At 72.5% G+C, this 15163-nt stretch carries 16 protein-coding genes; 11 read left to right on the top strand and 5 right to left on the bottom strand.

Features of this window, described 5'->3' with window-relative positions; genetic code table 11:
* Positions 1–94: 94 nt before the first annotated feature.
* The 5 genes from AOM46_RS14965 to AOM46_RS14945 all read left to right on the top strand — a co-directional run bounded on the left by AOM46_RS14965 (position 95) and on the right by AOM46_RS14945 (position 5555).
* On the top strand, positions 95–1498 hold the full coding sequence (locus tag AOM46_RS14965; protein WP_062211293.1) for a lytic murein transglycosylase: 1404 nt from the start codon (positions 95–97) through the stop codon (positions 1496–1498).
* 359 nt (positions 1499–1857) lie between these two features.
* On the top strand, positions 1858–3369 hold the full coding sequence (gene rpsA, locus AOM46_RS14960) for a 30S ribosomal protein S1 (protein ID WP_062211291.1): 1512 nt from the start codon (positions 1858–1860) through the stop codon (positions 3367–3369).
* Positions 3370–3587: 218 nt separating this feature from the next.
* Entirely contained in the window at positions 3588–4535 is a 948-nt protein-coding gene (locus AOM46_RS14955; RefSeq protein ID WP_062211289.1) for a proteasome assembly chaperone family protein, read from the top strand.
* A 14-nt stretch (positions 4536–4549) separates the two neighbouring features.
* Complete coding sequence (coaE, locus tag AOM46_RS14950; RefSeq protein ID WP_062211287.1) at positions 4550–5152, top strand: dephospho-CoA kinase; 603 nt, start codon at positions 4550–4552, stop codon at positions 5150–5152.
* Between the two features lie 49 nt (positions 5153–5201).
* Positions 5202–5555 (top strand): hypothetical protein, encoded by a 354-nt coding sequence (locus AOM46_RS14945; RefSeq protein WP_067226234.1) that lies wholly within the window; start codon positions 5202–5204, stop codon positions 5553–5555.
* A 40-nt stretch (positions 5556–5595) separates the two neighbouring features.
* On the opposite strand, the gene AOM46_RS14940 is transcribed toward AOM46_RS14945, so the two are convergent.
* Positions 5596–6837, bottom strand: coding sequence for an aromatic acid exporter family protein (locus AOM46_RS14940; RefSeq protein WP_062211283.1), 1242 nt, complete (start codon positions 6835–6837; stop codon positions 5596–5598).
* Positions 6838–7045: 208 nt separating this feature from the next.
* Positions 7046–7276, bottom strand: a complete 231-nt coding sequence (locus AOM46_RS14935) for a hypothetical protein (RefSeq protein ID WP_062211280.1) — start codon at positions 7274–7276, stop codon at positions 7046–7048.
* 105 nt (positions 7277–7381) lie between these two features.
* On the opposite strand from AOM46_RS14935, the gene AOM46_RS14930 reads away from it, so the two are divergent.
* The 6 genes from AOM46_RS14930 (at position 7382) to AOM46_RS14905 (ending at position 12691) form a co-directional block, all read left to right on the top strand.
* A complete protein-coding gene (locus tag AOM46_RS14930) occupies positions 7382–8056 on the top strand; it encodes a hypothetical protein (protein ID WP_062211277.1) in 675 nt (224 codons plus the stop codon).
* 111 nt (positions 8057–8167) lie between these two features.
* Positions 8168–8608 (top strand): DUF6224 family protein, encoded by a 441-nt coding sequence (locus AOM46_RS14925; RefSeq protein WP_062211276.1) that lies wholly within the window; start codon positions 8168–8170, stop codon positions 8606–8608.
* A gap of 148 nt (positions 8609–8756) precedes the next feature.
* Entirely contained in the window at positions 8757–9206 is a 450-nt protein-coding gene (locus tag AOM46_RS14920; RefSeq protein WP_062211273.1) for a type II toxin-antitoxin system PemK/MazF family toxin, read from the top strand.
* Between the two features lie 45 nt (positions 9207–9251).
* A complete protein-coding gene (locus AOM46_RS14915) occupies positions 9252–10715 on the top strand; it encodes an exonuclease domain-containing protein (RefSeq protein WP_062211270.1) in 1464 nt (487 codons plus the stop codon).
* A gap of 87 nt (positions 10716–10802) precedes the next feature.
* Positions 10803–11543 carry a PIG-L deacetylase family protein gene (locus AOM46_RS14910; protein ID WP_370592711.1) on the top strand — a complete coding sequence of 247 codons (741 nt, stop codon included), beginning with the start codon at positions 10803–10805 and terminating at the stop codon, positions 11541–11543.
* A 458-nt stretch (positions 11544–12001) separates the two neighbouring features.
* The gene (locus AOM46_RS14905; RefSeq protein ID WP_078856837.1) at positions 12002–12691 is read left to right on the top strand and encodes a M23 family metallopeptidase; all 690 of its coding nucleotides are present in this window, start codon (positions 12002–12004) and stop codon (positions 12689–12691) included.
* A gap of 33 nt (positions 12692–12724) precedes the next feature.
* On the opposite strand, the gene AOM46_RS14900 is transcribed toward AOM46_RS14905, so the two are convergent.
* The 3 genes from AOM46_RS14900 to AOM46_RS14890 all read right to left on the bottom strand — a co-directional run bounded on the left by AOM46_RS14900 (position 12725) and on the right by AOM46_RS14890 (position 15019).
* Entirely contained in the window at positions 12725–13351 is a 627-nt protein-coding gene (locus tag AOM46_RS14900; protein WP_062211267.1) for a hypothetical protein, read from the bottom strand.
* Between the two features lie 131 nt (positions 13352–13482).
* Positions 13483–14028 (bottom strand): methylated-DNA--[protein]-cysteine S-methyltransferase, encoded by a 546-nt coding sequence (locus AOM46_RS14895; protein ID WP_062211264.1) that lies wholly within the window; start codon positions 14026–14028, stop codon positions 13483–13485.
* 64 nt (positions 14029–14092) lie between these two features.
* On the bottom strand, positions 14093–15019 hold the full coding sequence (locus tag AOM46_RS14890) for a glycerophosphodiester phosphodiesterase family protein (protein WP_078856836.1): 927 nt from the start codon (positions 15017–15019) through the stop codon (positions 14093–14095).
* Positions 15020–15163: the final 144 nt, after the last annotated feature.

Below are 15163 nucleotides of genomic sequence, written 5' to 3'. Positions count from 1 at the left end.
ACAGCAACCACTCGCCCCGTTCGTGCCGTGGGAACCAACCGTGTCGTACGGTCGTCGGTCACTGGGGGAGAGGCGTCAACGAGGGGAAGTACGCGTGGGGTTGCGCATCACCAGAATCCGTAGGGGGCTTTCCGGCTCGGCGGTGGCGGCCGTCGCCATGGCCGCGCTGTCGGCCTCTCAGGCGTCGGACGTCTTCGGCCAGGGGGCGGCCCCGCCGCCCGAGCCGACCGACCGGCCCGTCACCCAACAGCCCGACGAGGCGCCACCGGCCGAGGGGGTCGAGCTTCCGTACCACACGGATCTGCCGCCCCTCGACACGGTGGATCCCGAGGCGGAAAGCGACGATCCCGGCCAGGGCGGCGGCTCGGAGGTCGCCGACGGCTCCGGCATCCCCGCCACGGTGCTGGACGCCTACCGGCGGGCCGAGGCGCGGCTCGCCGAGACCACCCCGGGCTGCCGGCTCGAATGGCAGGTGCTGGCCGCCATCGGCAAGGTCGAGTCCGGCCACGCCAGGGGCGGCGATGTGACAGCCGACGGCACCACGGCCAGCCCGATCCTGGGCCCGGCGCTGGACGGCAACGGCTTCGCCCATATCGCCGACACGGACGGCGGCAGCTGGGACGGCGACACCCGGTACGACCGGGCGGTCGGCCCCATGCAGTTCATCCCCTCCACCTGGGCCAACTGGAGCGCGGACGGCAACGACGACGGGGTCGCCGATCCCAACAACGTCTATGACGCCGCCCTCGCCGCGGGCAACTACCTCTGCGCGAACGGCCGGGATCTCTCCGACCCCGACGAGCTCGACCAGGCGCTCCTCAGCTACAACCGCTCCTGGGACTACGTCCGCACGGTCCGCTCCTGGCTGGAGTACTACCGCGAGGGCGCCCACGAGGTCCCCGACGGCCAGGGCGCGCTGCCGGACAGCCCGGGCGCGGGCAACCCGGACGGCCCCGGTGACCGTCCCGCCGACCGGCCGGACCGTGGCGGCGCCGGTCGCGAGGAGACCGACCGGCCCGGTGGGGACGAGGAGCGTCCGACGCCCCCGCCGGCCGAGTCCGGCGGCGAGGTCCGCCCCGGCCCCGATCCGGACGAGGAGGAGCCCGACGGCGAGTCCCCGGATCCGGGCGGCGAGGACCCGGACGACCCCGAGGAGCCGGAGGAGCCCGAAGAACCGGAGGAGCCGGGCGAGGAGCCGGGCGAGCCGGAGTGCCCGGTGGATCCGGACGATCCGGATGATCCGGAAGACCCCGAGGCTCCCGTCGACCCGGACGACCCCGAGGTGCCGGAGAGCCCCGAGGAGCCCGGCGACGGCGAGGAGGGCGAAGGGCGCCCGGGCGACGGCGACGACGACGGCGACGAGGGCTCGGAGGAGTGCCCCGACCCGGAGGACCCGGAGGATCCCGACGACCCCGAGAGCCCGGTGGATCCGGACAACCCCGAGGGGTCGGGACAGAGCGACCCCGGCGGTCTCGTCGGGACACGCCGCGCCCTATGATTGATGGCCGCCGCGCCGGTGAAGGGCGTGGCGGCCACTCTCGTCGACGAGGGGCGCGCACGAGCGAGACGGGCGGGGAAGCACGAGTTTCGGCCCGTCCGCGCGCCTCGTGGGGCGAACCGCGCATTGACCCTGGTCGGATGCCCCCGTATGCTATAAGACGCGCTGCGGGCTTGCGCGCCTCGGACGGAGCAGGTCGCGCTCGTAACTGTTGTATGTCTCCTCGGTTGGCGAGGCGCGTGTCAGATCCCTCGGGATCGGGATTCGCGCTTCTCAGGCTGTCCGGCTGCGGCAGTGGCGATAGGGGTCTTCGGCGTAGCAGTGCCTACCAATATGTCCGTACCGGAGCCCTTTACCACATGACGAGCAGCACCGAGACCACCGCGACCACCCCGCAGGTTGCGGTCAACGACATCGGTTCCGAGGAAGCCTTCCTCGCCGCGATCGACGAGACGATCAAGTACTTCAACGACGGCGACATCGTCGACGGCGTCATCGTGAAGGTCGACCGGGACGAGGTCCTGCTCGACATCGGCTACAAGACCGAGGGGGTCATCCCCTCGCGAGAGCTGTCGATCAAGCACGACGTGGACCCCAACGAGGTTGTCGCCGTCGGCGATGAGATCGAGGCCCTTGTTCTCCAGAAGGAGGACAAGGAAGGCCGTCTCATCCTGTCGAAGAAGCGCGCCCAGTACGAGCGCGCCTGGGGCACCATCGAGAAGATCAAGGACGAGGACGGCATCGTCACCGGTACCGTCATCGAGGTCGTCAAGGGCGGCCTCATCCTCGACATCGGTCTCCGTGGCTTCCTGCCGGCCTCCCTCGTGGAGATGCGCCGGGTCCGCGACCTCCAGCCCTATGTCGGCAAGGAGCTCGAAGCCAAGATCATCGAGCTGGACAAGAACCGCAACAACGTGGTTCTCTCCCGCCGCGCCTGGCTGGAGCAGACGCAGAGCGAGGTCCGCCAGACCTTCCTCACCACCCTCCAGAAGGGTCAGGTGCGCTCCGGCGTCGTCTCCTCCATCGTCAACTTCGGTGCCTTCGTGGACCTGGGTGGCGTGGACGGCCTGGTGCACGTCTCCGAGCTGTCCTGGAAGCACATCGACCACCCCTCCGAGGTCGTCGAGGTCGGCCAGGAGGTCACCGTCGAGGTGCTCGACGTGGACATGGACCGCGAGCGCGTCTCCCTGTCGCTGAAGGCGACCCAGGAAGACCCGTGGCAGCAGTTCGCGCGGACGCACCAGATCGGTCAGGTCGTCCCGGGCAAGGTCACCAAGCTCGTGCCGTTCGGCGCGTTCGTCCGGGTGGACGAGGGCATCGAGGGCCTGGTGCACATCTCCGAGCTGGCCGAGCGCCATGTGGAGATCCCGGAGCAGGTCGTCCAGGTCAACGACGAGATCTTCGTCAAGGTCATCGACATCGACCTGGAGCGTCGTCGGATCAGCCTCTCGCTGAAGCAGGCCAACGAGAACTTCGGCGCCGACCCGATGGTGGTCGAGTTCGACCCGACGCTCTACGGCATGGCGGCGTCCTACGACGACCAGGGCAACTACATCTACCCCGAGGGCTTCGACCCGGAGGCGAACGACTGGCTGCCCGGCTTCGACAAGCAGCGCGAGGAGTGGGAGCGCCAGTACGCCGAGGCGCAGCAGCGCTTCGAGCAGCACCAGGCGCAGGTCATCAAGTCCCGCGAGGCGGACGCGCAGGCCGAGGCGGAGGCCGCCGGTGGCGGCGGCAGCGCCCCGCAGGCCGGCGGCGGTTCGGGCGGTGGCAGCTCGTACTCCTCCAGCCCGGCGGAGGACTCCGGCGCCCTGGCTTCGGACGAGGCGCTGGCCGCGCTTCGCGAGAAGCTGGCCGGCGGTCAGAGCTGACCCAGGCTGCCACGGGCTCGGTCCCGTGCTCAGGGGCCCGTTTCCTTCTGGAAACGGGCCCCTGGCCGTTTCTCGCCCCGGCTGGCGGCCTGTTCGGCTGGCTGTTTGACAACGGGCCGCGGACGCCGCCATGTTGACCGCGGGAATGCGCTTCGCGATCGCGGCGTTGACCCGGGAGACGCCAAGCATGCGAGGACACCGGAAGGAGAACGGGGACGGTGCGTGATCCGCAGGAGTTGTACGCATGGGAGCCCGACGGGGTGGCACGGGTGGAGGAGGCCGTCGGGGGAGCTGAGAGCGCCGGGCCCGTCCTGCTCTACCACTTCGACGGATTTATCGACGCGGGTGACACGGGCGGCCAACTGGTGGAACAGCTGCTCGCCGGCCCCACCGTTCCCGTCGCCCGGTTCGACCACGACCGTCTGGTGGACTACCGCGCCAGGCGGCCGACGATGACGTTCCGTCGGCAGCGCTGGACCGCCTACGAACACCCCGCGCTGGAGCTGCGCCTGGCCAGGGACGCCACCCACCAGCCGTTCCTGGTGCTCTCCGGACCCGAGCCCGATGTGGAGTGGGAGGGCTTCGCCGCCGCCGTGGGGCAGTTGGTGGAGCGGCTTCGGGTCCGTCTCGCCGTCACGTTCCACGGGATTCCGATGGGGGTGCCGCACACCCGGCCGGTCGGCCTCACCCCGCACGGCAACCGCGCCGAGCTGATCCCCCTGCAGCGTTCGGTCTTCGAGGAGGCACAGGTGCCGGGGAGCGCGGCGGCGCTGGTGGAGCTGCGGCTCGAACAGGGCGGGCACGATGTGGTCGGCGTCGCCGCCCATGTGCCGCACTACATCTCCAGGTCCCGCTACCCGGACGCGGCGCTGGTGGTGCTGGAGTCGATCACGGCCGCCACCGGCCTGGTGCTCCCGGAGGCGGCTCATGTGCTGCGCAGCCAGGCGCTGAAGACCCAGGACGAGATCGAACGCGAGTTGGCCGAGGGCGAGACGGACCTGGTCGCGGTCGTGCGCGGTCTTGAGCAGCAGTACGACGCGGTCGCCGGCGCGGCCACCCGGGGCAATCTGGTGGCGGAGCCCGCGGAGCTGCCCTCGGCGGACGAGCTGGGCGAGGTCTTCGAGCGCTTTCTCGCCGAACGCGAGGACGGCGACGGAACGCCGTAGCGTAGCCTGCCCGCATGGTGGCAGTGGGGTTGACCGGGGGTATCGGCTCCGGCAAGAGCGAGGTCGCGCGCGCTCTGGCGCGCCGTGGCGCGGTGATCGTGGACTCCGACCGGATCGCGCGCGAGGTGGTGGCCGTGGGGACGCCGGGCTTGGCCGCGGTGGTCGCCGAGTTCGGCGACGAGGTGCTGGGCGCCGACGGGGCACTGGACCGGGAGCGGCTGGGGCGTCTGGTCTTCGCCGACCCCGAGCGCCGCAAGGTGCTGAACGGCATCGTGCACCCCCTGGTGGCGCGGCGTTCGGCCGAGTTGCAGGCGCAGTCCGGCCCCGGGCAGGTCGTGGTGCACGATGTGCCGCTGCTCGCCGAGGAGCGGCTTTCGCACCGCTATGCGGCGGTGGTCGTGGTGGATGCCACCGAGGAGACCAGACTGGCCCGGCTGACCGGGTCGCGGGGGATGGGCGAGGCCGACGCGCGCGCCAGAATGGCGGCCCAGGCCACCCGCGAGGAGCGGCTGGCCATCGCGGACTTCGTGGTGGACAACGACGGCACGCTCGCCGAACTCGACGCGCGGGTGGGGGAGTTGTGGGAGCGGCTGGTGGTGCTGGCGGGGTCGGACTGATCCGCCGTTCCCGTGGCGGTGTCGGGGTCCGGGCCACTACCGTTGCCCCATGGACCTTCAATCCGTTGTCGGCCTGGTCACCGCGGCTGCGGCGAGTGCCGCGAATGAGGTGGGCCGGCGGGCCTGGGACGCGCTGTTGTCACTGACCCGCAGGGTTGCCGCCGGGGAGGACCCCGAGCCCGTCGATCCGGCGGACGACGAGGCCGTGCGAGCGCTGGCGGGGCGCCTCACGCAGCGCGCCGAGGGGGACGACGAGTTCGCCGGTCAGCTGCGCGACTGGGCGGACACCCACCGGCCCGAGCTCGGGGGCGGGGTGCACAACGAGATCTCCGGCGACGCGCGGGTCACCGGCCCGGTGATCCAGGCGGGCACCATCAACGGCAGTATTTCCTTCGGTTCCTGACCGGCCGTCACCGGCCTCGGCCGGCGGCCGGCGCCAGGGCTCAGCCGGTGCGGGCCTGCCACGCGCGTTTGACGCGCCGCTGCAGCCGCTGGGCGCGGCGGCGCATCCGGTAGAGGCGTGGATACTGCTCGCGCTCCTCCCGGGAGACGCGGTCCAGCTCCGCCGCCAGGTTGGTGGAACGCTTCTGGATGTCCAACTCCTCCAGCATCCGGTCCACCTCGGCGAGCAGCGAGCCATGCCACTGCCACTGCTTGGGGTGCTCCTGCACCCGGGCCAGCAGCAGTTTGGCGACATGCTCCCGGGAGATCCGCGCGGCCTCCAGCTCCACTTCCAGGAACGCCTCCGCCTCGTCGGCCGCGCTGCTGACCTGGCTGGTGATCAGGGTCGCGAAGCTGTCGACGGCGCCGGCCAGGTTGGTCAGCAGCTCCCGCATGGCCGGGGCCACATCGTCGGGGAAGAGTGGTTCGTCGGTGCGGCGGGCGGCCAGGTCGCTGATGTTGCGGGACATCGTTCGCAGGATCACCGCGCAGACCTCCAGGGTGTCGAGGCCGGTGCGCAGCACGATGCGGGTGAGCAGCGGTTCCTTGGCCCGGGGGTTGAACCGCAGGCTCTCCTCCGCCTGGGTGAGCGAGGCGTCCACCTGGGCGACGTCGTGGTCGAGCTGGCGCGCCTCCTCCAGTTTGTCGGGCAGCTGGGGGTGGGGGGAGTCGTTCTCGTCGGCCTCCTCGCTCAGTCGGATGAGGAGTTGTCGCATCCGTCGGGCCTGTTCCTCGATGTCCTCGCCGGCCGAGCGCACCCAGACGGGCGGGATGAAGACGAGGTTGAACAGCAGCCCGACCACCGCCCCGATGACCGTCTCCACCACGCGGTCCAGCGCGGTCTCCGCGACCTGGGTCACGCCGAGCACCAGCATCGCGCTGATGGCCACCTCGGGAACGAACTCGCTCACCCGCACCAGGTGGCCGGCCGTCAGCGCGGCGAGGATCAGCAGGCCCAGGCTCCACCAGCTGAGGCCCACCACCGCGCTGAAGGCGGAGGCCAACAGCACGCCCGTGACCACGGCGTTGACCCGGCGCACGCCGGTGGTGATGGTGGCGAAGAGGGTGACCTGGACGACGAGCAGCGCGGTCAGCGGGGCCAGCAGTGGGGCGGTGACATCCGTCAGCCAACGCGCGGCCATATAGGCGAGGGTGGCCGCCGCCGTGGATCGGAGGGTCTGCACCACCACGGGCTCCGAGCCCCGCTTGGCGAGGCCGGCGATATGCTCGGAGACATCCGGCATATATCTCCCCTTTCGCTCCCTGTGGTGTTGTTCGGAAAACACCTAGCAAAAAGATGACACCCGCCGGCCCGGTCGGGGCGAACCCCGGGGAGGTCTGCGCGTCCTCGCGTTCTCGGCGGGCCGGCGCGTTCGGGGTCAGGGGCCCCGATGGGCAGGGAGACGGGGAGTCGGGAGCGTTCCGGGGCGGCGGGGGAGGGGTGACGGCGGGTCAGGGGGCGGCGGTGAGTCGCATCAGGGTGAGCATCTCGCTCTGCAGTTCGGCGGTGAAGGGCTCGCGTTCGCCCGGCGGGTGCGGCACCAGGGGGAGACGCAACGCGCCACCGTCGGTGAGCAGGGCATGGAAGGTGCGCATCAGCAGAATGAACTGCTCCGGGGGTAACCGGGCGCGAAGCGTCTCGACATAGGGCTCCAGCCGGACCGGTTCCTGGTCGTGGGTCATGGCTCTATCGTGCGGCGCGCGGCGCACGGAGGGAAGAACGCGCCCCCCGGCGCCCCCCGGCAGCCCCGGGGGCGCGCGGCGTGCCGCTGCGGCGATGATGGGGTGATGCGACTGGAGGCGATCACCTGGGAACGGCTGGCCGGGGAGCTGACGGAGCGGATCCTGGCCCCGGCGCCAGGCCCTGACGCCGGGGGGCGGGATGCGTCCGAGCCGACCTGGCGGCGGGTGCTGATCGACGGGGCCCCGGTGGCCGGCGGCGGCCGGCTGGCGGCGGCCGTCGCCGAGGAGCTGAGGCTGCGCGGGCGGTCGGCGGTGGTGGTCGACGCGGCCGGGTTCCTCAGGGCCGCCTCGCTGCGCTACGAGTTCGGCCGCCGGGACCCGGACGCCTATCGGGAGTCCTGGTGGGATGTGAGCGCCCTCTGGCGCGAGGTGCTGACCCCGCTCGACCCCGGCGGCACGGGGCGGGTGCTGCCGGATCTCTGGGACCGGGAGCTGGATCGGGCGACGCGCAGCGCCTATGTCGAACTGCCGCCGGGCGGTGTGTTGTTGCTCCATGGTGTCTTTCTGTTGGGTCGGTGGTTCCCGGCCGATCTCGTCGTTCATCTGAGCCTTTCCGCGGGCGCGCTGGCCCGGCGTACGCCGGCGGAGTGGCAGTGGACCCTGCCCGCCTTCGCCGGCTACGCCGCCGACGAGCGGCCGGAGGAGGTGGCGGACGTGGTGGTGCGGGTGGACCACGCGGAGCGTCCCGCGTGGAACGGGGGCGCGGTTCGGCGGCCGTGACGCCCAAGAGGGGGAGCGGGGACGGGGCTTGGCGAACGGACCCATCCGGCGGACAAACCTGACACACTGAGTGCTCCACTGATCAGCGCACAGTGAGCAGGGAGTTGGGGCGTGGACGACGCGGTCAGGCCGTACAGCAGGGACGAGGTGCTGCACGCGGTGGCCCTCATCAAGGCCCATCTCGCCGAGGACGAGGAGGCCGTGCGGGCGCTTCAGGACGAGTCGGACGAGAGCGCGCGGCAGTGCGCCCGTTCGATGTTCGCGTTGGCGCACATCATCGTCTTCGGCCAGATCATCCCCGACATGTGGGTGATGCGGCGCAGCCTGGACTTCGGCCACACCGATCGCGTGCCCGAACTGAACCTCGCCATCCATGTGTTGAAACGTATGGAGGAGCGGGTCGGCCTGGCGCATGTCCACCCCGTGGTCGGGGCGCTGTCCGCCGGCGACGTGATGGATCTGATCGTGCAGTGCACGGGGACGACCATGGAGGACGTGCCCGTCTTTCTCGACAACATTCGCGAACGCACCCTTCGTTCCGCCGACTTCTGACACCACACCGGGATCAGGGGAGCGGGCACCGTCGCCGGCCGCCGCCGACGCCTCCGCCAACGCCCGTGACCACGGCCGAAGTCGACTACCCGAACGTTAACCCCCGCCACTGACAGTCCGGCTGGGCGGCGGCGATACCGTGGGTTCCATGGACAGCATCCAGTCAGACGAGATACCCGGCCGCCATGGCGCCTCCGCCACCGTCGAGGTCGAGCCGCGCGGCGTCGGCGCCGTCCGTACCGAGTACGCCCCGGAGCCCGACGGGGATCCCGATCCCGGCGAGATCGTCTGGACCTGGGTCCCCTACGAGGAGGGCGACGGCCGGGGGAAGGACCGCCCGGTGCTGGTGGTGGCCCGTGAGGCCCAGCGGGAGACGCTGCTCGCGGTGCAGCTCTCCAGCCGCGTCAAGGAGGGCGACGAAGAGTGGTTGCCCCTGGGCTCCGGCCCCTGGGACCGCTCCGGCCGCGACTCCTGGGTGCATCTGGAACGCGTGCTGCGGGTGCATCCCGACGGCATGCGGCGGGAGGCGTGCGCCCTGGACCGCGCGCGGTTCCAGCGCGTCGTGCACAACCTCCAGGCGCGCCACGGCTGGCGCTGAGCGCGCCCACGCTCCCCGTCTCCCTCGTCAACTGCCATGACTCCCATGGATCCCCCACCGAGCGACATACTGCGCGCCCACCGCTTCGTGGTGCTCGACTGCGAGACCACCGGGCTCGCCCCCGAACGGGGCGACCGCATGGTCTCCCTCGCCCTGGTCACCGTGGAGGACGGTCGGATCACCGACCGTTGGAGCAGCCTGCTCGACGCCGGCCGGGACACGGGACCGGTGCATGTCCACGGGATCACCCTGGCGCAGAGCACCGCGGCCCCGCGCTTCGCCGCCGTGCTGCCCCAGGTCGTCAGCAGGCTGGAAGGCGCGGTCCTGGTCGCCCATAACGTGGGCTTCGACCTGCGGTTCCTCGCCATGGAGCTGGAGCTGGCCGGGGCCGGTCGGCTGCCCGAGACGGCACTGGACACCCTGGCCCTGGCCCGCCGCTACCTGCCCGAGCTGGCCAACCACCGACTGACCACCTGCGTCGCCTCGTTGGGCATCGCCCATCGGGCGCATCGGGCGGACTCGGACGCCGAGGTGACCGCCGCGCTCCTCTTCGAACTGCTCGCCAGAGCCGAGGCCGACGGCCACACCGATCTCGCGCGGCTCACCGAACCCACGGCCGAGGTGCTTCACCGGGAGCGGCGCGGGCGGGCCCGCTGCGACGCGGAGACCGAGGGGCTGGGGACGGAGCACCGGGCCGCGCACCGGCTGATCGCCCACTGGCAGGGGGGCGCCGACGCCTGGACACGGGCGCTGACCACCCTCCAGCGGGACGGCTGCCCGGAGGCCGGGCGGCTCTGGGGCTGGTTCGGCGGCATGGTGAGCGGGCCCACCGCCGTCTTCGGGCCGGCACGGCCCGAGCTGGCGCGCGAGGCGCTGCACACCGCGCTGCGTCTGCTGCTGGCCGACCCACGGACCCGACGGTCCGATGTGGCGCCCTCGGTGACCTGGCTCGCCGCCCTGGATCAGGGCCCCGAACCCCCGCGCCACCTGCTGGAACTCTTCCCCGAGCCGGCCGCGGCCATCGCGGCGCTCGCCGACTGCGGCGGCTGCTGGTCCTGCGCCACGCTCGGTCTCTGCGCGACCGGCAGCGCCGGAGCCGCGCTGGTCTCCCACTACGGCGACGATCCGGCGTGGGTGGACGAGCTGGCCGCCGTCCTGCCGCTGCTGCGGGCGGCGGGCGATCTGGCGGCGCTCGGCCGGGCGGCCCGCTATGTCGGGCGGGGCCTTGAACGCCGGGGGCGTGACGCGGACGCCGCCCGGATCTGGCGGTCGGCCGTCGACGGGGGAGTGCGGGATCTGGTGGTGTTCAACCGGCTCTCGCTGCACCACGAGCGCCGGGGCGAGCACGCCGCCGCGCTCGCGCTGTGCGAACGCGCGCTGGCCTTCCGGCGGGGCGAGAGCGCCCAGGCCGCGTGGGAGACGCTTGACCGGCGGGCCGGCCGCTGCCGGCTGCGGCTCGCCCGGACGGGCGGCGGCACGACCGGGGGCGCCGACCACGGCGCTGGTTAGGGTGAGTGGGCTCCCGCTGGGCCCCTCCGTCGTCCGTCGCCCGCCGGCGAGCGGCCTCCGGCCCACCCCGTCGACCGTGAGGAGACCGTGGTGCCCGACCAACTGACCCCCCTGCCCCTGGACTGGCGAAGGGCACTGGCCGTCGTCGCCCACCCCGACGACCTGGAGTACGGGGCCTCCGGAGCGGTGGCCGAGTGGACCGAGGCGGGCAAGGAGGTGACCTATCTGCTGGTCACCAGGGGAGAGGCCGGCATCGACGGCATCGAGCCCGGGGAGTCGGCCCGGATCAGGGAGGCCGAGCAGATCGCCAGCGCGGCGGCGGTGGGCGTGGACACCGTGGAGTTCCTCGACCATCGCGACGGCGTGATCGAGCCGGGCCCCCGGCTGCGGGCCGATCTGGCGGCCGCCGTGCGTCGGCACCGCCCCGAGCTGCTGCTCACCCTCAACCACCACGACACCTGGGGCGGCACCTACTGGAACACCCCGGACCACCGGGTGGTGGGCCGCGCCGTGCTGGACGCCGCCGGCGACGCGGGCAACCGCTGGATCTTTCCCGAACAGCTCGCCGAGGGCGGCCTCCAGCCCTGGGGCGGGGTGCGCTGGGTGGCGGTGGCGGCGGCCCCGCATCCCACCCACGCCCAACCGCTCGGCGAGCGGTCGCTGGAGCGGGGCATCGCCTCCCTCGCCGAGCACCGCGCCTACATCACGGGGCTGGGCGACCACGAGCCGGTCGGCTACGCGCGGAAGCTGCTCACCAGGGCCGCCGAGGCCGACGCGCCCCGTTTCGGCGGCCGCCGCTGCGCCACCTTCGAGCTGTATCCGCAGTGACGAAAAGGCCGTCCCGAGGCTTCCGTCCGCGCTGTGCGCACCCTGAATTCGGCAATCCGACCGCCCTTTTCCGGGCCTGCCCGCCGCATTCCACGTGACGGTCGACACAGCCCCTCGGGGGCCTACGAGGGTGGATAGGAAAACCAGGTGACCAAAGGCCCGGGACTTTCGGTCCTGGCCGATGGGAATTTCGCCCGGCACACTCGCCGACTTCCGGACAGTCGGAAGAAATGACAGGTCAGCGGCGTGTGCCGGGCTTCCTCATGGCATGAACGGCTTCCGGACGGCGTTCCGTGGCGTTCTCGACGGCGGTGATCGGGCCCGTTATTCCGGCCGTGACGACTACGGGGACGGCTAGTAATGAGGGTTCTTGTGCTCGGGGGAAATGCCCGTTATCAATGAGATTCGCCCGGCTGGTTTCGGTCGGGATGCCCCCGAATCTCAGAGGATGTCCCTTCATGCTGAACACCACCACCATCACGACCCGCGCCCCCAGGACCCTCCGTGCCCGTGCCGCCGCCGCTGTCGTGGCCGGCGCCTGCGCCACGGTCGCGCTGACCGGTGCCGCGGTGGCCGCCGAGGGCACGAACGCCGACGCCTTCGCCTCCGGCACCGCGAGCGAGCTGGCCGACACCACGCGTGGCCAGGCCGAGGCGCTGCGGGCCGCCGCCGAGTCGGGCGAGGGCACCGCCAAGGCCGCCAAGGCTGCCGAGACCGACAAGGCCGCCGACTGGGTGTCGCCCATCTCGGACGACTACGAGCTGTCGGCCACCTATGGCAACAGCGGTGACCGCTGGGCCGCCAAGCACAGCGGTCAGGACTTCGCCGTGCCGAGCGGCACCGAGGTGCACGCCGTCCACGACGGCACCGTGGTCAAGGCCGGCGGCAACGGCGCCGGGGACGGCCCCGCGTACGGCAACGCCGTGGTGATCAAGCACGATGACGGCACCTTCAGCCAGTACGCGCACCTGTCGCAGGTCGACGTCCAGGTGGGCCAGCAGGTCTCCGCCGACGAGCGGATCGCGCTGTCCGGCAACACCGGGAACAGCAGCGGCCCCCACCTGCACTTCGAGATCAGGACCAGCGCCGACTACGGCACCGCCATAGACCCCATGAAGTTCCTGCGCGACCAGGACGCCGAGGTGTGAGCCGGCTGATCGACCGATCGGCGACCCGACGCCTCAGGATCCCTCCGGGGCATCCCCCAGCGCGGCGGCCCGCTGTTCCCGGCACTCCGGGCGGAGTGCCGGATAGGCCGCCGCTATCGCGTCGTAACACCGCTCGGTGAGCAGCCGCCGGCCCTCGGCCCGGCTGTCGCCGGGCGGTAGTGCGTCGAGCAGCGCGGCATGCGGGAGCAGCGCCTCCCACAGCCAGCGCACCTGCCATCTGCCCAGCTCGGCGGGCGTCAGCTCGTCCACCGTGCGCGGACGCGGCCGGTGCCCCCAGGACAGCGCGGCCCGCTGGGCATCCCGCAGATTGCGATGGGCCACCGCCCGCTCCGCCAGCTCGGCCTCCGTGAGGCGGGGCAGCCCCAGCGGCGCGGCCAGGATCGCCGCCAGCGCCTCGGCCCGACGGCGCTCGCCCGCCTCGCGCTGCGCCCGCGCCCTGCGCCTGCGCAGCTCCCTGGCGGCCAGGAACTCCGGCAGCGACTCCGCTTCCCTGACCCGGGCGCTGAGATACAGCTCCACCGGCGCCGTGCGATCCGGCCGGCCCAGAAAGCCCCGGACCAGGAACGGCGTCCAGCCACGGGCGCGCAGCGCGTCCAGCGAACAGTAGGTGATCGTCGGCCGATCCTGGGCCCCAGCCATCGTCGCCCTCCTTGCCTGGGGCCGGACGACGCTCGGCGTCGGGCTCGCGCCTGGCGAGGGCGCCGGGAAGAACCACGGATCCGGCGCGGCCCCGGCACCAGTATCGGTACAGAAGGGCGGAGACCGCCTCCTCAGAAGAGCGGGCTGGGCAACACCCCCTCCAGGGCCAGCAGCTCCCGCTTGGTCTCCAGACCCCCGCTGAAGCCGCCTATGCCCCCGCCGGATGCCACCACCCGATGGCAGGGCACCACCACCGGCAGCGGATTCGCCCCCATGGCCCCGCCCACCGCCTGCGCGGCGCCCGGCTCACCCACCCGCAGGGCCAGCTCCTGGTAGGTGACCACGCTGCCCAACGGCACCGACACCGCCAGCTCCCGCAGCACCCGCTGGGTGAATCCGGATGTCAGCGACCAGTCCAGCGGCAGCTCGAAGGCCCGGCGACGGCCCGCGAAGTAGGCCGCCAGCTGCTCGGCAGCCTCCGCCACCACCGGATGCCCGGCCGGCGCCGGCTCCGCCCGGACGCCCAGCTCCGCGGACAGCCGCGCCAGCGCCCGCCGCACCGTCCCCGGATCGGCGTGGAAGGCGACCTGCACCAGGCCGGCCGCCGAGGCCACCAGCAGCAGGGGGCCGATCGGGCTCTGCTCGACGGCCCAGACGCAGCCGCTCTCCTCAGTCATGGCGCTCAGCCTAGGGCGGCCCACTGACAATGCCGGTCGGTGAGCCGCCGGGCACGGGCGGCGCTCAGGAGGCCAGCGCCGCCCGCACCACCTCGGGGACGTCCGAGATGATCCCGTCCACGCCCAGCTCCGCCACCCGGGTGGCCAGCGCCCCGTCGTTGACGGTCCAGGTGTAGACCTTCAGCGGCCGGCCGTGCGGACCCCGCACCGCCTGCACGCTCTCCACATAGGCTGCGGTCAGATCTGCGTGGCGCGGGTTGATCTGGTCGGCGAACTCGGCGTAGTCCGCGATCTCGGCCACCGGGGGCGTGCCGAGGAAGCCGGTCTCGACGCGCGGCGCCAGCTCGTGCACCGTGCGCACCGAGGCGGCGTCGAAGCTCTGCAGCACCAGCCGCTGCCCCGGGTACCACTCGTCGAGCCAGCCCCGCTCGCCCAGCTCCGCCAGGATCTCCTCCTCGATGCCCGGGTAGTCGTCGGGGGACTTCAGCTCAAGCAGCAGCCGCTGATCGTTGGCGGAGAGCCGGTCCAGGAACTCGGCCAACGTCGGGACGCCCTCCCCGGCGAAGTCGGGGCCGAACCAGCTGCCGGCGTCGAGCCGGTCGATCTCCGCCAGGGTGAAGTCCGAGACCCGCCAGGGCGCGCGGTCGGGGAAGACCTCCTCCACGTCGGTGGTGCGGTTGAGGGTGGTGTCGTGCAGCAGGATCAGCTCGCCGTCCCTGGTGCGCTGTACATCGGTTTCCACCCAGGCGGTGTCCAGCTCGGCGGCGGCGTCGGCGGCGGCCAGGGTGTTCTCCGGGGCGTGCCCGGAGGCGCCCCGGTGGGCGACGATCAGCGGGCCCTGGCCGCGCGGGGACGCGGCGGCGGTGCTCGCCGGCGCGGCGGACGCGGTGGCGGGGGAGAAGCCGTGGCCCGGCAGCTCGCTGACCGAGAGCGCGGTGACGGCGACGGCGCCGAGCAGCCAGCCCGGCCAACCGGCGGTGGCGTAGCTCATGGGGAACTCCTCGTATCCGTGGGGGAACGGCGTCCGTGTGGGACCGCGAGGAGCCTGCCCGTCGCCGGGAAACCGCTGGGTAGGCGGACGGCGACGGTGAGTTGAACAGCGTGAGACCGGTGGGGGCGAGGCGGGCCGAGCCCG

The organism is Streptomyces sp. NBRC 109706 (genome assembly GCF_000974485.1).
Lineage (GTDB): Bacteria > Actinomycetota > Actinomycetes > Streptomycetales > Streptomycetaceae > Streptomyces.
Note: the sequence above shows the minus strand (reverse complement) of the source record. Positions and strands in the feature narration are given on the sequence as shown.